The 21,587-nt window shown below is 70.1% G+C and carries 20 protein-coding genes; 13 read left to right on the forward strand and 7 right to left on the reverse strand.

Annotation, left to right across the window (positions count from 1 at the left end):
• Window positions 1–53 precede the first annotated feature (53 nt).
• The 3 genes from ABZ374_RS21050 to ABZ374_RS21060 all read left to right on the forward strand — a co-directional run bounded on the left by ABZ374_RS21050 (window position 54) and on the right by ABZ374_RS21060 (window position 2,289).
• Complete coding sequence (locus ABZ374_RS21050) at window positions 54–893, forward strand: alpha/beta hydrolase (RefSeq protein ID WP_360313168.1); 840 nt, start codon at window positions 54–56, stop codon at window positions 891–893.
• A 396-nt stretch (window positions 894–1,289) separates the two neighbouring features.
• Complete coding sequence (locus tag ABZ374_RS21055) at window positions 1,290–1,727, forward strand: DUF4260 family protein (RefSeq protein ID WP_360313170.1); 438 nt, start codon at window positions 1,290–1,292, stop codon at window positions 1,725–1,727.
• Window positions 1,720–2,289 carry a TetR/AcrR family transcriptional regulator gene (locus ABZ374_RS21060; protein WP_360313172.1) on the forward strand — a complete coding sequence of 190 codons (570 nt, stop codon included), beginning with the start codon at window positions 1,720–1,722 and terminating at the stop codon, window positions 2,287–2,289. The genes ABZ374_RS21055 and ABZ374_RS21060 overlap by 8 nt, the downstream gene beginning before the upstream one ends.
• A gap of 2,259 nt (window positions 2,290–4,548) precedes the next feature.
• Here ABZ374_RS21060 and ABZ374_RS21065 read toward each other — a convergent pair.
• Window positions 4,549–4,923, reverse strand: coding sequence for a Rieske (2Fe-2S) protein (locus tag ABZ374_RS21065; protein ID WP_360313174.1), 375 nt, complete (start codon window positions 4,921–4,923; stop codon window positions 4,549–4,551).
• 199 nt (window positions 4,924–5,122) lie between these two features.
• On the opposite strand from ABZ374_RS21065, the gene ABZ374_RS21070 reads away from it, so the two are divergent.
• Window positions 5,123–6,685 carry an AMP-binding protein gene (locus ABZ374_RS21070; protein ID WP_360313176.1) on the forward strand — a complete coding sequence of 521 codons (1,563 nt, stop codon included), beginning with the start codon at window positions 5,123–5,125 and terminating at the stop codon, window positions 6,683–6,685.
• 90 nt (window positions 6,686–6,775) lie between these two features.
• On the opposite strand, the gene ABZ374_RS21075 is transcribed toward ABZ374_RS21070, so the two are convergent.
• Window positions 6,776–7,390, reverse strand: a complete 615-nt coding sequence (locus tag ABZ374_RS21075; protein ID WP_360313178.1) for a cysteine hydrolase — start codon at window positions 7,388–7,390, stop codon at window positions 6,776–6,778.
• Between the two features lie 99 nt (window positions 7,391–7,489).
• Between ABZ374_RS21075 and ABZ374_RS21080 the strand changes: the two genes are divergently transcribed.
• The 4 genes from ABZ374_RS21080 (at window position 7,490) to ABZ374_RS21095 (ending at window position 12,140) form a co-directional block, all read left to right on the forward strand.
• Window positions 7,490–8,758, forward strand: a complete 1,269-nt coding sequence (locus ABZ374_RS21080) for an amidohydrolase family protein (protein ID WP_360313180.1) — start codon at window positions 7,490–7,492, stop codon at window positions 8,756–8,758.
• 182 nt (window positions 8,759–8,940) lie between these two features.
• The gene (locus ABZ374_RS21085) at window positions 8,941–9,849 is read left to right on the forward strand and encodes an SDR family oxidoreductase (protein ID WP_360313182.1); all 909 of its coding nucleotides are present in this window, start codon (window positions 8,941–8,943) and stop codon (window positions 9,847–9,849) included.
• Window positions 9,850–9,959: 110 nt separating this feature from the next.
• On the forward strand, window positions 9,960–11,147 hold the full coding sequence (locus ABZ374_RS21090) for an acyl-CoA dehydrogenase (protein WP_360313184.1): 1,188 nt from the start codon (window positions 9,960–9,962) through the stop codon (window positions 11,145–11,147).
• A 6-nt stretch (window positions 11,148–11,153) separates the two neighbouring features.
• A complete protein-coding gene (locus ABZ374_RS21095) occupies window positions 11,154–12,140 on the forward strand; it encodes an acyl-CoA dehydrogenase family protein (RefSeq protein ID WP_360313186.1) in 987 nt (328 codons plus the stop codon).
• Window positions 12,141–12,231: 91 nt separating this feature from the next.
• Here the strand turns inward: ABZ374_RS21095 and ABZ374_RS21100 are convergent, their stop codons facing one another.
• The 3 genes from ABZ374_RS21100 to ABZ374_RS21110 all read right to left on the reverse strand — a co-directional run bounded on the left by ABZ374_RS21100 (window position 12,232) and on the right by ABZ374_RS21110 (window position 13,878).
• Entirely contained in the window at window positions 12,232–13,035 is an 804-nt protein-coding gene (locus tag ABZ374_RS21100) for a methyltransferase domain-containing protein (RefSeq protein ID WP_360313188.1), read from the reverse strand.
• 162 nt (window positions 13,036–13,197) lie between these two features.
• Complete coding sequence (locus ABZ374_RS21105; protein ID WP_360313190.1) at window positions 13,198–13,581, reverse strand: MMPL family transporter; 384 nt, start codon at window positions 13,579–13,581, stop codon at window positions 13,198–13,200.
• 96 nt (window positions 13,582–13,677) lie between these two features.
• Window positions 13,678–13,878 carry a hypothetical protein gene (locus tag ABZ374_RS21110; RefSeq protein ID WP_360313192.1) on the reverse strand — a complete coding sequence of 67 codons (201 nt, stop codon included), beginning with the start codon at window positions 13,876–13,878 and terminating at the stop codon, window positions 13,678–13,680.
• Window positions 13,879–14,234: 356 nt separating this feature from the next.
• On the opposite strand from ABZ374_RS21110, the gene ABZ374_RS21115 reads away from it, so the two are divergent.
• From ABZ374_RS21115 to ABZ374_RS21125, 3 genes are all read left to right on the forward strand, one after another.
• Entirely contained in the window at window positions 14,235–15,014 is a 780-nt protein-coding gene (locus ABZ374_RS21115; protein WP_360313194.1) for an SDR family oxidoreductase, read from the forward strand.
• A gap of 175 nt (window positions 15,015–15,189) precedes the next feature.
• The gene (locus tag ABZ374_RS21120) at window positions 15,190–15,597 is read left to right on the forward strand and encodes a YciI family protein (RefSeq protein ID WP_360313196.1); all 408 of its coding nucleotides are present in this window, start codon (window positions 15,190–15,192) and stop codon (window positions 15,595–15,597) included.
• Window positions 15,594–16,751: a DUF6596 domain-containing protein gene (locus ABZ374_RS21125; protein WP_360313198.1), complete on the forward strand. Its 1,158-nt coding sequence runs from the start codon at window positions 15,594–15,596 to the stop codon at window positions 16,749–16,751. The genes ABZ374_RS21120 and ABZ374_RS21125 overlap by 4 nt, the downstream gene beginning before the upstream one ends.
• A gap of 42 nt (window positions 16,752–16,793) precedes the next feature.
• Here the strand turns inward: ABZ374_RS21125 and ABZ374_RS21130 are convergent, their stop codons facing one another.
• Complete coding sequence (locus tag ABZ374_RS21130) at window positions 16,794–17,714, reverse strand: AraC family transcriptional regulator (protein WP_360313200.1); 921 nt, start codon at window positions 17,712–17,714, stop codon at window positions 16,794–16,796.
• Between the two features lie 246 nt (window positions 17,715–17,960).
• Here ABZ374_RS21130 and ABZ374_RS21135 point away from each other — a divergent pair, with 246 nt between their 5' ends.
• Window positions 17,961–18,521 (forward strand): dihydrofolate reductase family protein, encoded by a 561-nt coding sequence (locus ABZ374_RS21135; RefSeq protein ID WP_360313202.1) that lies wholly within the window; start codon window positions 17,961–17,963, stop codon window positions 18,519–18,521.
• 681 nt (window positions 18,522–19,202) lie between these two features.
• Here the strand turns inward: ABZ374_RS21135 and ABZ374_RS21140 are convergent.
• The gene (locus tag ABZ374_RS21140) at window positions 19,203–20,174 is read right to left on the reverse strand and encodes a glutamate ABC transporter substrate-binding protein (RefSeq protein ID WP_360313204.1); all 972 of its coding nucleotides are present in this window, start codon (window positions 20,172–20,174) and stop codon (window positions 19,203–19,205) included.
• 786 nt (window positions 20,175–20,960) lie between these two features.
• Between ABZ374_RS21140 and ABZ374_RS21145 the strand changes: the two genes are divergently transcribed.
• Entirely contained in the window at window positions 20,961–21,101 is a 141-nt protein-coding gene (locus ABZ374_RS21145; RefSeq protein ID WP_360313206.1) for a hypothetical protein, read from the forward strand.
• The last annotated feature ends 486 nt before the right edge of the window (window positions 21,102–21,587 follow it).

The raw sequence follows: 21,587 nt of genomic DNA on the forward strand, positions 1-21,587 counted from the left end.
GTGGTTGTCGGACCGGCCCGGGACGACACGGAACGACTTCTTGGGGGAGCGTCATGGCCGCGAGTCTTGCCGCAGGTGCTGTGTTGTCCGTGCCGGGTGCCGAGTTGTACTACGAAGTGCGGGGCTCCGGGCCGCTGTTGCTGATCGGGGAGAGCGGGGAGGGCGACGCGGGGCGCAGCGCCGACCTGGTCGGGCGGCTGGTTGCGGACTACACGGTGGTGACGTACGACCGGCGCGGGCTCTCCCGGAGTACGTTGACCGACCCGGCCGCGCCGGTGACGATCGAGGACCACGCGGACGATGTGGCGCGACTGTTGGCCGAACTCGGCGATCGGCCCGCGGCGATGCTCGGGATGAGCATGGGGGCGTTGATCGGGCTGCATGTGGCCGCGGCCCACCCGGGGGCGTTGCGGACGTTGATCGCGCACGAGCCGGTGGCGCCGTGGCTGCTGACCGCTGCCGAAGGCGACGCGCATCGTGCCGAGTTGATGGCGATTCGGGGGATCCACGCGCGGGAGGGAATGGCGGCCGCGTTTCCCGCGATCGCGGCTCACCTGGGCATCGAGCCGGGGAGCGAGGATCGTGAGCCGGGGCTGACGGCGCAGCCGATGAACGGGCGACGGATGGCCAACTTCGACTTCTTCATCGGGCGGGAGTTCCCTGCGGTGGTCGGTGACGTGTTGCCGCTGGAGGCGCTGCGGGCCACGGAGACGCGCGTCATTCCCGGGCGGGGGGTCGCCACGCTGCATCGTGTGTTCACTCGCCGGTGCGCGGTGGCGCTGGAGGCGTTGGTGGGGGTCGATGCGGCGGAATTTCCCGGGGGGCACAACGGCAATCTGTCCCATCCTCGGGCGTTCGCGCGGCGGCTTCGTGAGGTGCTGGGGGGCGCGTGACGGGGGCGGGCGATGGGGTGGGGGTCGGGGGAGCGGGGTTCGGGTGGCGAGGTGCGGGTGGGGGCGCGGGTCACTCGAAGGTGGGGATTCCGGGGGTTCTTTCGGGGCGAGTCGTGGGGCGGCGTCAACCTTGCGCCATGGTCGGCTCTCGATTTGCGGTGCGGTGTTCGATGGGTGGGTGTGCTGGGAAGCCGCCGACCAAGCCGGTCAATCCGCGACCGCCTCGGCCGCCGACGACGAAGCCGCCCAAGCCGCCGGTGCCCAAGCCCCCGGTGTTGGGTCGACCTTGCGATCGGCTCGGGGGTGGGGCCGCGAGGGTTGACGGCTAACGGTGTTAGCCGGATGATGGACGCAGGCGGCTAACATGGTTAGCCACAGGCGGACGGGGGCGGCGGCATGAGCACTTTCGCGCAGACGGGAATCGGCGGTGCCGGCTCGGCGGCGGTCCGGTGGATGCGACGTGCGGCGTGGATCGTTTTGACGTTGTTCCTGGCGGCTTTCGCGGTGTTCGAGAGCGTCAAGTACGGCTTCGCGACGTCGGTGGCGGCGTTGTTGTTTTTTGTCCTGCCCGATCTGACGATGTTCGTCGGGGCCAAGGACGCGCTGCGGGATGGTTCGCATCAGCCGGGGCGGCTTCAGCCGCGGGCGGTGCCGTTCTACAACGCGCTGCATCGGGCCTGGGTCCCGTTGCTCGTCCTGGTCGGATACACCGTCTCGCCCGTCGTGTGGCCGCCGCTGTTCACCGCCGGCCTCGGCTGGCTCACCCACATCGCGATGGACCGTGCCGCCGGGTACGGACTGCGCACTCCGGAAGGATTTCGCAAGCATGTCTGACGTGTCGTCACCTCCCCCGATCAGTGCCCGGGCCCGTGAAATCGTCGCTGCGGCACGGGACTTGCTGGAGGGGGAGGGGCCGGAAGCGGTGTCGATGCGGAGGATCGCGGATCGGATCGGGATCAAGGCGCCGTCGTTGTACAAGCACTTTCCGGACAAGTCGGCGGTGGAGAACGCGCTGATCGCGGAGGGGATGGCCGAGTTGGCGGCGGCGTTGGAGGCGGCTGAGGCGGGGCGTGCGGAGGGCGAGGGGCGCGCGGGGGGTGTTGCGGTGTTGGCGGGGGCTTATCGGGCTTATGCGTTGGCGCATCCGGACCTGTATCGGCTGATGAGTGGGCAGCCCTTGGATCGGGCGGCGCTGCCGGCGGGGCTGGAGGACCGGGCTGCGGGGCCGCTGGTGCGGGCCGTGGGCGGGGATGCGGATGCGGCGCGGGCCGTGTGGGGGTTCGCACACGGCATGGTCGTGTTGGAGTTGGCCGGGCGGTTTCCGCCGGGGGCGGATCTGTCGGGGGCGTGGGCCAAGGGGTGCGGGGCCTTCTCGGCGGAGCCGGCTCTGGACTGAGCCGTGGCGTGGCTCAAGCGCGGGGGCGGGCCGGGTGCGTTCATGCGCCGGATGGAACGAGGGTGACTGAACACGGATCGACCCGAGAGCCCCGCCCGGCGCGGGTCGGCCGGGCGGGGCCGGGCGGGCCCGGGCGGGAGCGCGTGAACGTGTCCGGGGGCGGCGAGTCGACCTCGGCGTGGGGCCGGGCCGGGCTGGGCTGGGCCGGGGCGACGGTGGGGGTGCGGGCAGCTTGATGGTCACTGCCGACCTTGCATGGCGGAAGTCCTGGGTTTCCCGGCGGGACGCGGGTGTTGCTCGGCTGGAAGCGCGCCGGCAACGGCGGTGTGGGTGGGTGCTTTCGTTGGGTTCGCCGGGGAGCGTTTCCGAGTGGGTCGGGCGCTTGCGGCGGGCGGTTGCGTCTTGGTCGGCGGCGGGTGGCTCAGTGCTAAACGGTCGGCGTGGACCGGCGGAGATGGGCCTGGTCCCACTGTCACCGGCGGTCAGGAGCCCTGGGTCCCCCGGCGAGACCCGGGTGTTGCTTGCCGGAAAGGCGCTGGCAACGGCGGAGCGGGTGGGTGCTTTCGTCGGGTCCGCCGGGGGACCTTTCCGAGTGGGTCGGGGCGTTTCGGCGGGGGTTTCGGGGTGGGTGCGCAGGTGGAAGGGCTTTCGGGGGGCTTGGCGGGTCTCGATCCGGATCGCGGGACGCCTTCGGGCCCGTTGTTTCGTGCTGACCTGCGGTTTGGTGGGACCGGCCGACGCGAGCGCGTGCCGGGGGCCGGGTTGTGCACCCCGGCGGCGGATTCCACGCGGGCAGTGACTCTCGGTGGGCGTTTCGGGTCGGATCCGCCGGGTGGAAGGCCGTCCGCAAGCCCTGAAGGGTCGCGACCCGGATCCCGAGACGGCTTCCCGCACTTGGGCTTCCGCTGACCTGCGGTTTTGTGGGGCCGGGCGGCGGGAGCGCGTGCCGCAGGCGGGGTTGTGCACTCCGGCGGCGGATTTCGCGTGGGTCGTGACTCTCGGTGGGCGTTTCGGGTCGGCGCGCCCGGGCGGAGAGCCGTCCGCGAGCCTGAAAAGTCGCGACCCGGATCCCGAGACGGCTTCCCGGACCCGGGGGTCCACTGACCTGGGGTTTTACGTGACCGGGCGGCGAGAGCGCGTGCCGGGGGCCGGGTTGCGCACTCCGGCGACCGGAACCGCCCACTGCCGGCCCGCTTTTCTCTCCTCTTCCGCCACCACACACCCACCGCCCGCCGAAACGCCCCGACCCACTCGGAAAGGTCCCCCGGCGGACCCGACGAAAGCACCCTCCCGCTCCGCCGTTGCCAGCGCCTTTCCGGCAAGCAACGCCCAGGTCTCGTCGGGGACTCAGGGCTCCCGGCCGCCGGTGACCGTGGACCCGGGCCCATCTCCGCCGGTCCACGTCGACCGTTTAGCACTGAGCCACCCGCGCCCAATCCGACCAAGGCGCGACCGCCGGCCGCGAACGCCCGGCCCACTCGGGAAGGCTCCCCGGCGGACCCGACGAAAGCACCCTCCCGTTCCGCCGTTGCCGGCGCCTTTCCGGCAAGCAACGCCCGCGTCTCGCCGGGGCGCCCAGGGCTCCTGACCGCCGGTGCCCGTGGGACCGGGCTGATCTCCGCCGGTCCACGTCGACCGTTTAGCACTGAGCCACCCGCCGCCGACCAAGACGCGACCGCCGGCCGCGAACACCCGGCTCACTCGGGAAGGCTCCTCGGCGGACCCGACCGGACCGCCCTCCCTCCGCGCCGTTGCCAGCGCCTTTCCGGCAAGCAACGCCCAGGTCTCGCCGGGGAGTCCAGGGCTCCCGGCCGCCGGTGACGGTGGGACCGGGCTGATCTCCGCCGGTCCACGTCGACCGTTTAGCACTGAGCCACCCGCTGCCCACCAAGACGCGACCGCCAGCTGCAACGGCCCGGCCCACTCGGGAAGGTTCCCCGGCGGACCTCACCGGGCTCCCCTCCCGCTCCGCCGTTGCCGGCGCCTTTCCCGCCGAGCAACACCCACCTCTCGCCGGGAAACCCAAGGCTCCCGGCCGCCGGTGACCGTGGGAGCAGGCCCACCTCCACCAGCCCACGCCGACCGTTCAGCACAAAGCCACCCGCACCCAACCCGGCCCATGACCCAACCGCCGGCCGGGAACGCCCGACCCACCTGGAAAGGCTCCCCGGCGGATCCGACGAAAGCACCCACCCACCCACCCACCCACCCACCCACCCACCCACCCACCCGCTCCGCCGTCGCCGGCTGCCCGCTGGGTCACGTGGGCGGTCGGCAGGGGGTTCGTTGGGCCTTTCGGGTGGGGCGGGGGGTGGGGGAGTAGTAGACCAGGTCGTTTTGTAGCCAGGTGGTGTAGGTGCGCAGGGGGCGGCAGGTGAGGGGGCCCAGGGAGCGGCCGGTGGCGATTTCGAAGGTGCTTGCGTGGGCGGGGCAGGTCAGGTGTTCGCCGGTGAGGGTGCCTCGGGAGAGGATCGCGCCGGCGTGGGGGCAGCGGTCCTCGAAGATGTGGACCGTGTCGCCGTGGCGCAGCAGGGCGAGCGGCGGGCTGGTGGCGATTCGCTTCGGGACGTCCTCGGGGAAGCTCGTGAGCGGACCCAGGCACACCGGTGGGCGCTCCCGGCGGAATGGCGACATGTGGCCCCCGGGGTTGGTGGTACCGCCTCAGGTTAGGCAGTACTGCCTTGGTTTGCCAGCACCGGGTTGTGATGCGCGTGACCACGGGAAGTCTTTCTTCCCGCAAAGCTTCTGACGTACCGTCAGTTCAGCGCCTAGGCTCTGGCTCTGCCATGCCCGGCGCCGTACCCCCGGCCCCGGCTTCCCGCGCGGAGGACACGTGTCTGACCCGATCTACGACGCCACCACTCTCTGGGAGCTGGTGGAGCGCCGCGCGGCGGCGACTCCCGATGTGCCCATGTTGCTCGACCCGGAGGACCGCAAGGTCACCTTCGGTGAGTTCAAGGCGTGGGCGGAGCGCGTGGCCGCGGGCTATCACGCGCTCGGCGTCACCGCCGGCACCCGCGTGACCTGGCAGTTGACCACCCGGATCGAGTCCATCGTGGTCTCGTTCGCGCTGGCCCGGCTCGGCGCGGTGCAGAATCCGATCATCCCGTTCTACCGGGAGAAGGAGGTCGGGTTCTGTCTGCGGCAGACCGACGCCGAATTCTTCCTGTGTCCGCGCAGTTGGAAGGGCTTCGAGTTCCTCGCGATGGGCGAGGCGCTCGCGAAGGACCTGGCGAAGCCGCCGCTGGTGCTGGTGGCCTACGACGAACTGCCCGAGGGCGACCCGGCGGACCTGCCGCCCGCGCCGACCGACGGCGACGAGGTGCGCTGGCTCTACTACACGTCCGGGACCACCTCCGACCCGAAGGGCGTCCAGCACAGCGACTCGACGCTGCTCGCGGGCGGCAAGGGCCTGGCCGTCGCGCTCGACATGTCGCAGAGCGACGTCGGCTCGATCGCCTTCCCGTACGCGCACATCGCCGGCCCGGACTACATCGTCACGGTGCTCGCCTCCGGCTTCCCGGCCGTGATCGTGGAGAACTTCGACCCGGCCGGCGTGGTGCCCGTGTACAAGCGGCTCGGCGTCACCATGGTGGGCGGCTCGACCGCGTTCTATGTCGCGTTCCTGAACGAGCAACGCAAGCAGCCGGGCGAGAAGATCATTCCGACCCTGCGGATCGTCTCGGGCGGTGGCGCGCCCAAGCCGCCGGAGCTGGTCGCCGAGGTGCGCGACGAGATGCGGGCGATCCTGTGCCACGGGTACGGGATGACCGAGGTCCCGATGATCGCCCAGGGCGGCCCGCACGACTCCGAGGACCAGCGTTCCTACACCGAGGGCAAGCCGGTGAGCGGGATCGAGGTGCGCATCGCGCGGGCCGACGGGACGGTCGCGGACACCGGCGAGGAGGGCGAGGTCCGGCTGCGCGGGCCGATGGTGTTCAAGGGGTACACCGACCCCGCGCTCACCGCCGAAGCGTTCGACGAGGACGGCTTCTTCCGGACCGGTGACCTGGGTCGGGTGCGGGCCGACGGGCACCTCTCGCTCACCGGACGGCTCAAGGACGTGATCATCCGAAAGGGTGAGAACATTTCGGCGCGGGAGATCGAGGACCTGCTCTTCGCCCACCCCAAGGTCGCCGACGCGGCGGTGATCGGCCTGGTCGACCGCGAGCGTGGCGAGCGGGTCTGCGCCGTGATCGAGCGGCAACCGGACGAGGCGGACCTGACCTTCGCCGAGATGGTCGCCTACCTGCGCGAGTCGGGTCTGATGACGCAGAAGATCCCGGAGCAGTTGGAGCTGGTCGACGCGCTGCCTCGGAACGAGACGTTGCGCAAGGTGTTGAAGTTCAAGCTTCGCGAGGAGTACGACAAGAAGCCTTGGACGCCCGCTCGCTGACGGTCGATCAGGTGGTCGGTCGGTAGGCGCTCGGGAGTTTCTGCTTTGGCTGATGCCCCGTCATCCATGCGGTGACGGGGCATCAGGTCTTTACTTCCAGGCGGCCAGTACGGCGTCCACCGTGGTGATCGTGGCGATCGCGTTGAAGGTGTTCGCGAGCACGGCCTCGGCGTATTCGGGCGGGAATCCGGCCACCGCCTCGCGGGGTACGACGAACTGGAAGCCGGCGTTGACCGCGTCCATCGCGAAGTTGAGCATGCCGACGTTGAGCGAGACGCCGACCCCCACGATCGTGCGCACGCCCAGGTTGCGCAGGATGGCGGCGAGTCCGGTGTCGGCCATCGGGCCGAGCCCGTGATAGCGGGAAAGCACCAGGTCGCAGGGGTCGACGGTGATGCCGTCGGCCACCGCGGCGGCGGGTGAGCCCGGTTCCAGGAGGATCGGCGACTTGGCCGCGGCGCCGAACATCCGGGCGTTGGCGTTCGCGCCCAGACCGTCCGGGCGGCGGACCGCCAGGCAGTGCACGACCGGGAGTTCGGCTCGACGGGCGGCCTTGGCGAGGCGGTCGACGGTCGGAATCAGCTCCCGGGTGTGTGCGGTGAGCGCGGGGAATACCGCGTGGGTGCCGATCACCCCGTTCTGGCATTCCTGGGTGACCAGCGCGGTGTGCGCGGGGGCGATCAGTTCTTCGAGATGCAGGGCCATCCGTGATTCTCCTGACGTTGAGTCAGCTTGTGGTTCCCTCGGCCCAGAGATTACGCTAAATCTGACGGTCCATCAGATTTCAGTGAGCGGGAGGGGCCGATGAGCACCAACCAGCCCGGACAGGCTGCCACGCAGTCCGGAAACTCCTTCGGTGAACTGCCGAAGATCATCAGCGTCGATGACCATGTCATCGAGCCGGCACACCTGTTCGAGCGCTGGTTGCCGAAGAAGTACCACGAGCGTGGACCCAAGCCGGTCACCACCGGCATCGGCACGCTCGAGTACACCGGCGCGAGCTACAAGATCACCACCGACCCGAACGGTCCGCCTGCCGACTGGTGGTTCTACGAGGACCTGCGCTTTCCGTACAAGCGCAACATCGCCGCCGTCGGCTTCAGCCGCGACGAGATGACCCTCGAAGGCATCACCCGCGGCGAGATGCGCCCCGGGTTGTACGACCCGGCCGAGCGGCTCAAGGACATGGACGTCAACCATGTCGAAGCCTCGTTGTGTTTCCCGACCTTCCCGCGGTTCTGCGGCCAGACCTTCTCGGAGGCCGCGGACAAGGAGGTCGCGCTCGCGTGTGTGCGTGCCTACAACGACTGGATGGTCGAGGAGTGGTGCGGCGACTCCGGCGGTCGGCTGATCCCGCTGATCATCATCCCGCTGTGGGACGTGCAGCTCGCGGTCGAGGAGATCAAGCGCAATCGTGCCCGGGGCGTCACCGCGGTGTGCTTCAGCGAGATTCCCGCGTTCCTCGGTCTGCCCAGCATCCACACCGGTTACTGGGACCCGTTCTTCGAGGTCTGTGCGGACCTGGGCGTGACGATCAACATGCACATCGGCTCGTCCTCGACGATGCCGGCCGCGTCGCCGGACGCCCCCGCGGCGGTGCAGGCGTCGCTCAGCTTCAACAACGCGATGGCCTCGATGGCCGACTTCATCTTCGCGGGCGTCCCGGCGCGCTTCCCGAAGATCAAACTGGCCTACTCCGAGGGTCAGATGGGCTGGATCCCGTACGCCCTGGAGCGGATGGACGACGTCTGGCTGGAGCACCGCGCGTGGGCGGTCACCGGTGAGGTGCTGCCCGAGGCGCCGTCGTACTACTTCCGGCGGAACATGTTCGCGTGCTTTTTCCGGGACCGGCACGGGGTGAACTCGCTCGACGTGATCGGCGAGGACAACGTCACGTTCGAGACCGACTACCCGCACGTCGACTCCACGTGGCCGCACACCAAGAAGATCGCCGAGGAGCACCTGGCCGGGCTGGGTGCGGAGACGGTCTACAAGATCATCCGGGGCAACGCGATCCGGATGCTCGACCTCGACTTCGACAAGGACCGGGTGGCTTCGGTCGCGGCGGTCTGATTCGGCGGGTGAACACCCGGCGCCGTCGTGGCCTCGCCGCGGTCGAGTGCGGTGCGGCGACTCGGCGCCCGGGTGTTCATCGGTTCAGCGGTAAGGGGCGGCTCGTCGGATCCCGGCGGGCCGCTTCCGAGGTATTCCGACTCGCGTCGGCACACGTCGTCAGCACACCGGAGGGGCCTGGAATGAGTGGGATCTGCGAGGGGCGCGTCGTCATCGTCACCGGTGCCGGCGGCGGCATCGGGCGCGAGCACGCGCTGGCGTTCGCCCGTGAGGGCGCGCACGTGGTGGTCAACGACATCGGCGCCTCGCGCCAGGGCGACGGGCGTTCGCTCGGTCCGGCCCAGCAGGTCGTGGCCGACATCGAGGCGCTGGGCGGCAAGGCGGTCATCAACGCGGACGACGTCGCCGACTGGGCGGGCGCGGAGCGGCTGGTGCAGACCGCCATCGACACGTTCGGTCGATTGGACGTGGTGGTCAACAACGCGGGCTTCCTGCGCGACCGGATGTTGGTCTCGCTCGGCGAGGACGAGTTCGACGCCGTGGTCCGGGTGCACCTCAAGGGCCACTTCGCGGTGATGCGCCACGCGGGCGCGTACTGGCGCGCGCAGGCCAAGGCGGGCGCGACGATCGACGCGCGGCTGATCAACACCACCTCCGGCGCGGGCCTGATGGGCTCGGTCGGGCAGGGCAACTACGCGGCGGCCAAGGCCGGCATCACCTGTCTGACCCAGATCGCCGCGGTGGAGATGGGCCGATACGGCGTGACCGCCAACGCGATCGCGCCCGCCGCGCGGACCCGGATGACCGAGGAGGCGATGCCGGACATGGTGCGCAAGCCCGAGGACGGCAGCTTCGACTTCTACGACCCGGCGAACATCTCGCCGCTGGTGGTCTGGCTCGGTTCGGCGCAGTCGCGCGAGGTGACCGGGCGGGTGTTCGAGGTCGAGGGCGACAAGGTCTCGGTGGCGACCGGTTGGCAGCACGGTCCGGAGGCGAGTGCGGGCCGTCGGTGGGAGCCGGCCGAGCTCGGTCCGGTGGTGGCGAAGCTGCTCGACGAGGCGCCGACGCCGACGCCCGTGTACGGGGCCTGAGTTCCGCCTTCTCATCCGGTCATCCGGCTTTCGGCTTTTCGGTCCTGTGGCCGGTGGGCCGTGCGGTTGCCCGAGCATTCGACCTTTCGTCCGACAGGGAGTCGAGAACCATGGACCTCCGGTATACCGAGGCCGAGGAGAGTTTTCGCGCGGAATTGCGCGCGTGGCTCGACCGGGCCATTCCGTTGCTGCCGGCCAAGCCCGACCGCAACGACTGGCCGGGTCGGCGGGCCTACGACACGGCCTGGCAGCGGTTGTTGTTCGAGGCCGGCTACGCGGGTCTGCACTGGTCGGTCGAGGCGGGCGGCAAGGGGGCCACGCCGACCGAGCACCTGATCTTCCTGGAGGAGACCGAGCGGGCCGGCGCGCCGTACGTGGGCGCGAACTTCGTCGGCCTGCTGCACGCCGGACCGACCATCGACGCGGCCGGCACCGACGAGCAGCGGCGCCGGTATCTGCCGGGCATCCTGCGCGGCGACGACGTGTGGTGTCAGGGCTTCTCCGAACCCGGCGCGGGCAGCGACCTCGCCTCGCTGCGCACCCGGGCGGTCCGCGACGGTGACGACTACGTCGTCAACGGCTCGAAGATCTGGACCTCGCACGCGGAAGTCGCGGACTACTGCGAGATGTTGGTACGCACCGACCCGGACGCCCCGAAGCACAAGGGGATCACCTGGCTGATCGTGCCGATGGACACGCCGGGCATCACCATCCGTCCGCTGGAGACGGTGATGGGTACCTCGGAGTTCGCCGAGGTGTTCTTCGACGACGTGCGGGTGCCGGTGGCGAACCGGGTCGGCGAGGAGAACGACGGTTGGCGGGTCACCATGGTCACGCTGTCGTTCGAGCGGGGTACCGCGTTCGTCAGCGAGGTGGTCGCCTGTCAGCGGTTGCTGCGTGAACTCGCGGCGCTGGCCAAGAAGGTGACGCGGCGTCAGGCAAGTGCCTGGGACGACCTCGCGCTTCGGCGCGAACTCGGGCACCTGACCGCCGAGTTCGAGGCGCTGTGGGCCTTGACCAAGTGGAACGTGTCCGAGGCGCAGCGCTCCGGGGTGCCGGGGGTCGGCGGTTCGGTGTTCAAGCTGCGGTTCTCCGAGACGAAGCAGAAGGTCTACGACCTGGCGCACCGGCTGCTCGGCCGCGCGGCGCTGGCCGTGGACGACGTCGCGGGGCTGCCCAGCGGCTCGTTGATGGACGAGCGGCTGTCGTCGCTGTCGTACACGATCGCGGCGGGCACGTCGCAGATCCAGCGCAACATCGTGGGCGAGCGCATCCTCGGCCTGCCGAAGGAACGGTGATCGGGCATGGATTTCCAACTGAGCGAGGACCAGCGCGATCTGCGGTCCGGCGTACGGGAGTTCTGCGAGGGCCGGTTCGGCCGGGAGCGGATGCGGGCGCTGGTGGACACCGCGCCGGTGCCCGGGATGGTGGACCGGGCGTTGTGGCGGGAGTTGGCCGAGACCGGGTTCTTCTCGCTGCGGATCGCGGAGGAGGCGGGTGGCGTCGGGCTCGGGATGGCCGAGGCGGCGTTGGTGTACGAGGAGGCGGGTCGGGTGTTGCTGCCCGGGCCGCTGGTGGCCACGCACCTGGCGGCTTCGCTGCCGGGGGATCTGGGCACGGACGCGGCGGCCGGCGACGCGGTGGTCGGGGTGGTCGAGGGTGATTCCTGGCCGCTGCTGATCGAGCATCTGGACGCGCTGGATTGTTTGTTGGTGCTGACGGACGAGGGCATTCGACTGGTCGACCCGCGGGTGGTGCGGGGCACGGCGGTGGCGCATCCGGTGGATCCGTTCACGCCGGTGACCGCAGTGGACGCGCTGCCGGCGGGCGAATTGGTGGCCGACGCCGCGGTCGCGGAGCAGTGGCGCCGGATCGGCGCGGTGCTCACGGCGGCGCTCCAGCTCGGGATCGCGGGACGGCTGACCGAGTTGGCCACGCAGTATGCCAAGGAGCGCGAGCAGTTCGGTCGGGTGATCGGCGGGTTCCAGGCGGTCAAGCACCTGTGCGCGGACATGCTGGTGCGCACCGAGTTGGCGCGGGCGGCGGTGTACGCGGCGGCTGTGACGTTGGACGACCCGGCGGTGGGCGACGCGGAGATCGCGGTGCTCACGGCCAAGGTGATGGGCGACGACGCGGCGACGCGCAACGGCAAGGACGCCACGCAGGTGCACGGCGGGATGGGGTTCACCTGGGAGGTGGACGTGCATCTGTACCTGAAGCGGGCCTGGGTGCACGCGACGCAGTTCGGCGGGGCGGAGGAGAACGAGGAGGCGTTGGCGGGGACGCTGTAGGACCCGCGTCGGCCGGGTCGGGCTTCGGCTCACCCGGCGGCGTCGCGCCGGGCGCGGGCGGCTTTCCGGATCGGAGGCCGCCCGCGCCGGCTCACGGGCGGGCGGATCGCCGGATGCGCACGATGTCGTGGTCGTGGCCGATGGAGAAGCCGGCGCCGTCCGGGTCGGCGAAGTGGGTCAGCACGTACCGTTCGAGGTCCTCGTGGGTCGGGCGGGCGTCCAGCTCGGCCAGATTCGGGACGTTCGCCATGAACTCGGCCACCGCGAGGGTGTCGGCCCGGTTGTCGGAGTGAAAGCGCACGGGCAGGGTCTCGACGGTGCAGGACTCGACGAGGTCCTCGTGGCCCGTGCGCAGCGCGTCGGTGGTCGCCGCCAGGTCGAAGCGGATGCCGAAGAAGTGCCGGACCAGTTGCATGCACTCGCTGTTCGGATTCTGGAGCGCCAGGACGAGTTCGCCGCCCGGCCGGACCCAGCCCAGGAACCGTCGGACGGTGGGCAACCACTGCGACTGCGGCAGGTAGTAGAGCATGTGCGAGCACAGCGCGAAGTCGGCGAGGGTGCCCGGGTTCGCCGTCTCGACGGGATCGGGCAGCACCCGGGCGTCCGGGCAGGCCCGGCGGAGGGCGTCGCGCATGTAGCTGCCGGGTTCGATGGCGATCGTGTGTTCGAAATAGCCGCCCACATGCCGGGTGGTCGTCCCGGACCCGGCGCCGATGTCGAGGAACACCCAACGGTGGGGCAGTTGTTCGACCAGGGCGCTCAGGTGGGCGTGGGTCACGGCCTTCTCGTCCGACCCCGCGAGGAAGAGTTCGAAGGCTCGGCGGTAGTCGTCCCCCGCGACGTCCAGGATGCGGATCGGGTCGGACGGATCGGCTTCGGTCGGGGGCAACGCCATGTCGGTTCGGCCTCCTGACGAGGAAGACTTCGCTGGTTGTGGGCGGGTCGGGGGGCGCTGGGCGGGTGATGGTGCACGGGTGGGCCGCGCTGCGCCGGGTGAATCGCGGTGCGCCGGGCGGGCGGGTGCGTTGCGCAGCACGCTACGGGATGCCCGCCCGGGTCAGCCGGATGCCGGGACCTTCGTGCGGGTCGTGGTCGTGGGCGTGTTCGGGACGTGCGGGCGGCCGGGCCACCGGAAGGTCCGGCCGGTGTCGAGGGCCGGCGCCGGCACCAGGATCGAGCGGACCTGGAAGGTGTCGATCAGGACGCCGAGGGCGACCGGGGTGCCGATCTGGATGAAGGCGACCTGGGGTGCCGTAGTCGGCGTGGCGAAGGTGGCGGCCAGGACCGCGCCGGCGCCGGTGATCACGCCGCCGGTGGCGGTCGGGCCGGTCGGTACGGCCGATTCGTGGGCGCGATGTTCGGATTCCTCGCGGATCCGGGAGATCAGGAAGATGTTGTAGTCCGCGCCCAACGCGACCAGGAACAGGAAGCCGACCAGCATGACCTGTACGTCTATCGCCGGGAAAGTCCAGGACGTGCCAAAACAGTTGCCGGCTCAGGCCCAGGGCGGCGGCGTAGGACGGCAGCACGGTCGCCATCAGCAACAGCGGGGCCATTCGAGGGTGGCGTCGTCGTGGGTGTCGTTCGCGCTTGGGGACGGTGCGGCGGTGGCCAGGGTGATGGCGCCGGCGATCAGGATCAGCCAGACGAGCAGCACGAGTCGGACGTGACGCCTGCCCTCGGCGGGGGCGGTGGACCGGTTTCGGGCAGGGGAGGCCGACTTGCCTGTGCGGAACACGGGATGTTCTCCTCGTGGGTGGATGAGCGCGCTCGTGAAGACACGTCCTCGCGGACGTGGGGCGCGGTCTCCGTGATCCGGGCCGTCGAGCTGCAACTCGACGGCCCGGAGTTGTTCGGGGCCGGGTGCCGGCCGGGGCTCAGGTTTCGGTGGGCGAGCCCGCCGGGGGCTCGGGGAACGCGAGGAAGCGGGTCAGGACGGTGCGGGCCTCGGGGGGCGGGTGGTGGTGGGGTGCCGGGAGGCTTCGGGCCCGGTGAGGTGGATCGTGCCGGTTGGGGGTCCATTGACAGTTCTCGGGTCTGCGGATATTTCTGACTGGTCGTCAGATCAGCGTGGGCAGCAGCAGGGAGCCAGTCATGGAGCGCGACTTCGAGAGCCGGACCGGAGCGGTCGTGGTGGTCGGCGCGGGCGGCGGGATCGGTGCTGCGATCTGTCGGATGTTCGCCGAGCGCGGCGCGGATCTGGCGGTCACCTATCGCAACGGGGCCGCCGCGACCGAGGCCGTGGCCGAGCAGGCCAGGTCCGAGCACGGCCGGCGGGCCCGGGCGTGGCAGGTCGATCTGACCGACGCGGACGCGGTGGCGACCTTCGTGGACGCGGCGGCGAAGGAGTTCGGCGGGGTGCACACGGTGGTGTACGCGTCCGGGCCGCACGTGCCGATGGTGCACCTGAGTCGGGTCACCCCGGCCCAGTACCGCGAGCAGCTCGACGGCGACGCGGCCGCGTTCTTCAACCTGGTGCACCCGTCGCTGCCGCACCTGCGCGCGGCGGGCAACGGCAGCCTGGTCGCGGTCACCACGGCGGCGACGAGCCGATTCCCGGTTCGGGACGGGCTGTCCTCCTGTACCAAGAGCGCGGTCGAGGCGATCGTGCGCGGCATCGCGGCCGAGGAGGGCCGATTCGGGGTGCGGGCGAACAGCGTCGGCCCGGGCATGCTCACCGACGGCATGGCCGCGCGGCTGATCGACAGCGGCGACCTGGACGAGCGCGCGCTGGACGTCGCGCGGGGCAACATCCCGCTGCGGCGCTTCGGGCGGGCGGCGGACATCGCCGAGGCGGTCTGCTTCCTGGCCTCGGACCGGGCGGGCTTCATCAGCGGTCAGAAGCTGGATGTGGACGGTGGCTACGGCGTGTGACGACGCCGCGCGGAGCGGTGGCCATGGTGTCCGACGACGTCTCGCAAAGCGGTGGCCACGGTGTCCGACGAAGCCGCGCAAAAGTTTTCCGTTGTGGATGTCGAGAACGCGTGGCCTGCTCCGTCCCAGGGGCGAAGGTGACCAGAATGGGTCGCCCCGGCACCAGGAGAACACCATGGCCAAGTACTTGCTGCTCAAGCACTACCGAGGCGCCCCGGACGCGGTCAACTGCGTGCCGATGGACCGGTGGACGCCGGAGGAGGTCTCGGCCCACGTGCAGTACATGAACGACTTCGCGGACCGGCTGAAGGAGACCGGCGAGTTCGTCGACGCCCAGGCGCTCGCCCCCCAGGGCGCGTGGGTCCGTTACGACGGCGAGGGCCGCCCGCCGGTCACCGACGGACCATTCGCCGAGACCAAGGACCTCATCGCCGGCTGGATGGTGATCGACGTCGACACCTACGAGCGGGCCGTCGAGCTGGCCGGGGAACTGTCGGCCGCCCCCGGGGCGGATGGCAAGCCGATTCACGAGTGGCTCGAGGTGCGCCCGTTCCTGGGCTCCTCGCCGACCGTCACGGAGTGACCGCTTCCGTGAACGAGGCCCTGCTTCGGAGCCTCACCCCGAAGGTGCTCGGGATCCTCGTCCGCCGCGGAGCCGACTTCGCGGCGGCCGAGGATGCCGTCCAGGACGCGCTGATCGAGGCGATCCGCTTGTGGCCGGCCGACCCGCCCCGGGACCCCAAGGGCTGGCTGGTCACCGTGGCCTGGCGCAAGTTCCTCGACGCGACCCGGGCGGATGCCGCGCGCCGTCGGCGGGAGGACCTCGTCGACGAGGAACCGGCACCCGGACCCGCACCGGTGCAGGACGACACGCTCCAGCTCTACTTCCTGTGCGCCCACCCCTCGTTGACGCCGTCCTCCGCGGTCGCGCTCACGCTGCGCGCCGTCGGCGGGCTGACCACCCGCCAGATCGCCCAGGCGTACCTGGTGCCCGAGGCCACCATGGCGCAGCGCATCAGCCGGGCCAAGCGCACCGTTTCCGGCGTACGGTTCGAGCAACCCGGCGACGTCGCCACCGTGTTGCGCGTCCTGTACCTGGTCTTCAACGAGGGCTACTCCGGCGATGTCGACCTCGTCGCCGAGTCGATCCGGCTCACCCGGCAGCTCGCGGCCATGATCGATCACCCCGAGGTGGCGGGGCTGCTCGCCCTGATGCTGCTCCACCACGCCCGGCGGGCCTCCCGTACCGCGCCCGACGGCAGCCTGGTGCCCCTCGCCGAGCAGGACCGCAGCCTTTGGGACACCGCGGCGATCGCCAAGGGCATCGGGATCCTCCAGGCGGCCCTGGCCCGGGACCGGCTGGGCGAGTTCCAGGCCCAGGCCGCCATCGCGGCACTGCACGCCGACGCGCCCACCGCCGAGGAGACCGACTGGGTGCAGATCGTCGAGTGGTACGACGAACTGGCCCGCCTCACCGACAGCCCGATCGTCCGGCTCAACCGTGCGGTGGCCGTCGGTGAGGCCGACGGGGCGCGCGCCGGGCTGGCGGCCCTCGCGGATCTGGACGACGCGCTGCCCCGGTACACCGCGGTGGCGGCGTACCTGCACGAGCGCGACGGCGATCCGACGACGGCGGCACGGTTGTACGCGGAGGCGGCCGGGAAGGCGTCCAACCTTGCGGAGCGGGATTACCTGACCCGTCGGGCCGCGCGGATCAATGCCGGGCGGGGGCGCTGACCGGTCCTCGGCGAGTGCCCCGGCCCGGCGTTTCGCCCCGGGTCAGGACGTGGTCGGTTCCACCGGGATCCACAGGGCCGCGTGCGCCTGGGTGCCGTTCTCGTCCTCGAAGGGGCGGACCCGGAGGATCTCCGGACCGGGGCGGCTTCGGTACGGGTTGGCGGGGAACCACTCGGTGAAGATGTCGCGCCACAGGTATTGGAGTGCCTGTGGGTAGGGGCCGGTGTTCTCGAAGACCGCCCATGTGCCGGGTGGGACGGCGAGTGTGTCGAGGTCGTGGGTGTCGTGGTGGTCGTTGCGGTCTTCTCGGTTGTCTCGGTTGTCGTTCGGGATCCGAGTGCTCGTCACGACGCCGTGCCAGTAGTCGAGTTCGGTTCCTTCGGCGCGACCGGGGTCGAGGTCGTCGGTGACCGCGACGATCCCGTCCGGGTCCTGGTCGGACAGGGTCTTGATCCGGTCGGTCGTCTCCCGGTCGATGCCCTGTACGAAGGCGGCGATCGCCGGGTTCACGCCCTCGTGGACGAGCGGGACCCGGGCCTTTTTGCCGACCACGTGGAACGCGTTCTTGTGCACGATTCGATATCGCATGCTGCTGCTCCCCTCGATGACGAGTCGGAAGGACATCCGCGGCTGTGAGCTGAGCACCGCACCGGTACGCCGGGCCTCGCCGGGCCCCACGCCGTGCATGGCGCGGAACGCCCGGGCGAACGCCTCACCCGAGGAGTAGCCGTGGCGTACGGCGACCTCCAGCAGGGTGCGCTCGTCGGCCAGCACCTCGGCAGCGGCCAGGGTTAGCCGTCGGCGTCGGATGTACTCCGACAGCGGCATCCCGGCCAACGCGGAGAAAACGCGGCGGAGGTGGTACTCCGACGTCATGGCGATCCGCGCCAATTCGGCTGCGTCGATCTCGTGGTCGAGATGCGACTCGATGTGGTCGAGGGCTCGGTTCAACTGCTCCAGCACTTGTGGACTCTCCTTCTTCCTTCCTTTCCTTGCACCGCCACGTTAGGAAGCGTGTGGTGGGGCGGACCCGACATCCTGTGCCCGGTTCGGTCGGGTGGCAGCCGACCGGCGGGGGCTTTCGGTTGGCATGGGTCGTGTCGAGGATGGGGATCTGCGCCTGGGAACGAGCGATCGTGACATGGAAGCGCGCCGGGTCCCGTGTCGAGCCCCGGTCCGAGACGAGTTCGACGACGAGGTACGTACGCGATGCGAAAGATCATCTACTCCCTGCAGGTGTCCCTCGACGGCTTCATGGAGGGGCCGAATCGGGAGATCGATTGGCATCTGGTCGACGACGAGCTGCACCAGTATTTCAACGACTGGTTGCGCACGATGGGCGGCTTTTTGACCGGTCGGGTCACTCATGAGCTGATGGCGGACTTCTGGCCGACGGCGGACGCGGATCCGGCGAATGCCGGGCCGATGGCGGAATTCGCGGGCATCTGGCGGAACATGCCGAAGATCGTGTACTCCCGGACGCTGGAGCGGGCCGACTGGAACACCACGATCAAGCGGGAGGTGGTGGCCGAGGAGATCTCGGCGCTCAAGGCGGAGCCGGGTGGTGACCTGGTGGTGGGCGGCCCGGATCTGGCGGATACGTTTCGGCGGATGGGTCTGATCGACGAGTACGCGGTCCATGTGCATCCGGTGTTGATCGGGCGTGGCAGGCCGATGTTCCGGCTGATGGATGGGATTACGGATCTTCGGCTGGTCGAGAATCGGACTTTCGGGAATGGGGTCGTCCGGTTGGTCTATCGGGTGCGGTGAGGGGTGGTGGTGGGCCGCTGTGCACTGGAGTTCGGGGTTCGGGGTTTGCGGCTTGGCTTGGGCCTTGGTGCACCGGTCTGCTCGATCGTCTGCCTCCGATGGCTTGGGAGGGTGATCCGGGCCCGGAAGTAGTCTCTCGATGCATGACGTCGGATCCGCCCGCTGTTGCGGAGTCTCGCGACCGGGGCCGTACTGCGAGACCGGTGTCGAGGAGGCCGACGACGACGCGCTCGGCCGATGAGGGTCGACTTTCGATCCGGTGCGTGTTGCGTGCCCGCCGATACGGGCGGCGTGACGCAGTCGTTCGTGGTCACGGGTCGACTCCGGAGGAAGAACTGCCGCCGCTATGCCGGGTGTTGCGCACCGGGCGCCGGTGTCGCCTTGACGGGCAGGTCAGCGTCTTGTTCCGGTCCCAGCCACCGACAAGCCGACGGGATGCTGCCGGAACCCGCGACGCTGCGTGAGTCTCCCGAACAGGCCGTCGAATACTGCTACTTCACGGGATGTTGCCGATCGGGGCCGCCGTTGACGAACCACCGGTAGGGGCCTCACGCAACGGCATTGAGGGGTGGGGGCGTTCGTGACTTGTTCAGTGGACGGCGAGTGGTGAAGTTCTCCGAGGTGGTGCGTGCCGGGTGGGAGTGTGGAGATGGGATCGGTTGGGGTGGCCTGTATGGCCACTCAGTCCGAGTAGCGCGCGGGTGGCGGGGCCGCGTTCGGGTCGGAGAGGTTCGTGGCGAGCCACTTTCGGTAGGAGACCATCCACGGGCCGGCCGTGCCGCCTGCGCGGTAGTCCTCCAGGATCCCGTTGACTCGGCGGACGAGGTCGGTGTCGTTCGGATTCATCGCGACCCCGTACAGCGTCTCGTCGAGGCGTGGCTCCAGAACGCTGATCATCGGATCCTGCGCGGCCAGTCCCGCGGCGAGCGAACCGTGTGTGAGGATCGCGTCGGTCTGCCCCTCCTGTAGGCGCACCAGGCAGTCGAGATGGTTGTCGGCCAGGTCGACGATCGCGCCGAGGTTCGCCTGTGCCAGCACGTCCACGGCCGTGGTGCCGGCGCCCACGCACACCCGCCGCCCGCGCAGCCCCGCGTCGAACGCCCGCACGGGCGACCCCTTGGGCACCACGAGTTGCTGGCCGCTGCGGAAGTAGACGGTGGAGAAGGCCACTTCGGCCTTGCGTTGGCACGTGATGGTCATCGTCCGCACCATCACGTCGACGTCTTTGGCCAGGATTCGCGCGACTCGCTGGTCGGGGGACATGGTCACGAACTTGACCCGGGCGCCCGGGCCCAGGATCCCGCGCGCGATCGCCCACACGATGTCGATGTCGAACCCGACGATCTCACCCGTTGCCGGGTCCGCGGACCCCCACAGATAACTGTTGAGGTCGACGCCCGCGACCAGAAAACCGCGCCGGCGGATCCCTGCGATCGCCGGCCCCTCGACGTCCGACGGCCGCAGACTGGCCCACGGATCGCACCCGCCCGGCGCGGCCGACGGCGTGGCGGGCGATGTCGCGGCAGGCGCTCCGGCAACCACCGTGGGCGCCGGGGGGCGCGTGGGCGGGGAACCACCGCACCCGGCGGCAATCCCCATGAGCACGACCACGAGCAGATACCGGGCGATCAGCTTCACCGGCCGTACGCGCATCGTCCGCCACGTCCTTTCCTTACGGTGCCCGCCGGACGTGCCGGCGCGCACGGTCCGCGCACGGCCCAGGACTCGATCGGCGCCATCGTTGCATCCCGACGGGGGGCACGTGTGGGCATCTCCCTACGCCACTTTCTGTGCCACTGGCACTACGCTGCCTGCTCGGCAAAATGCTGCTGTGGCGTGCCGCCGGAGCGGGCACTCGGCGAGCGGTACGGCGTGCGCCCGTCTTCTGCGGCGACCAGGACACCGGTCTCGGCCTCGCGTCCGCCAAAGTGGTCGTCGGGCGTATCGGATGGTTGCCGGCTGGGAAGTACTCGGCGTGTCCTTGCCCTGCGGTCGGTGCTGATGCGCACGGTTGGATGAAGCTCTTTGTTTGGCAAGGGAGTTGCAGAAGTCGTGGGATCTGTGACCGGAACCGTTCGTACGTCGCCGTAGGTGTGGGGGAGTGACCGCCGGTGGGGCCGGCTCAAGGTTGTCCCGTGACTCGCGAGGTGAGGTTGCCGCATCGGCCGAGGGGAAACCGCCGGCGGCGCGGCTGATTCCTGCGGTAGGAGTGGGGACATGGCAAGAAGTGCCCACCACATGGGCCGCAACGCCGTCCGCTCCGGGCAGCCGGATTCACGTTCCCGGAGGCCGTGGCGGGCGGTCGTGGTGCGCGATCTCCGCTATAGCGCCAAGCGGTTGCGCTCGGCTGCGCTGGAAGGGCGGCGCCCGATGCCGCAAGAGGTACAGCGGTCCGTTGCCGTGTACTCCTTTGCCCGCAGTGATATGCGCGGAGGGTCGGTGGCCGCCATCGCCTACGTCGAGGAGCGGCGCGCTCGTCAGGTGACACGACGTCGGCTGCACCTGCTTCGAGCCGGACTGGTGTCGGACATGGAGATCGAACCGGGGCACCACCGGCACAGCGCCTGTTGGCTTGCCTGAAGGTTGTCGCGCTGTGTGTGCAGGAAGCCGCAAGGGACGGTTCATGACCTTGCGGCACCGTCGGAAGGCCCGCGGCAACCAGTGCCGGCTGGAGGCAGCAGGCGATTGCCGGCACGCCGGCGCCGGAAACGAGCACGGCGTGGCCTTGCCCGGGGGCGGTCGGACCGCCGTACACAGCAACTCCGGCACGAACAGCCCCACTTACGGCCGGACGAGGCAACACGAGCGCCGGCATGCAGCGAGATCTCAACCCAAGGCACACCAAGACATCCTTGGTGGGCGGCTGTCGAGCCGAGGGTGGATCGGCTTGTTGTGCCCAGTCCGAGGACGCGGGTCGGTTTGTCTGGTAGTTCTGGGAAGTGGGCGCCGGGGGCGGTTCGTTGGGCCGGTCGTGACGGTGGCGGTGGCTGTGGCTGTGGTGGTTCGGGGGTGGGGTGTGTCGCAGGTGTGGAAGATGGCGGTTGTGGTGGTCGGGGTGGTGGTGGT

Source organism: Embleya sp. NPDC005971 (assembly GCF_040629175.1).
Taxonomy (GTDB): Bacteria; Actinomycetota; Actinomycetes; order Streptomycetales; family Streptomycetaceae; genus Embleya.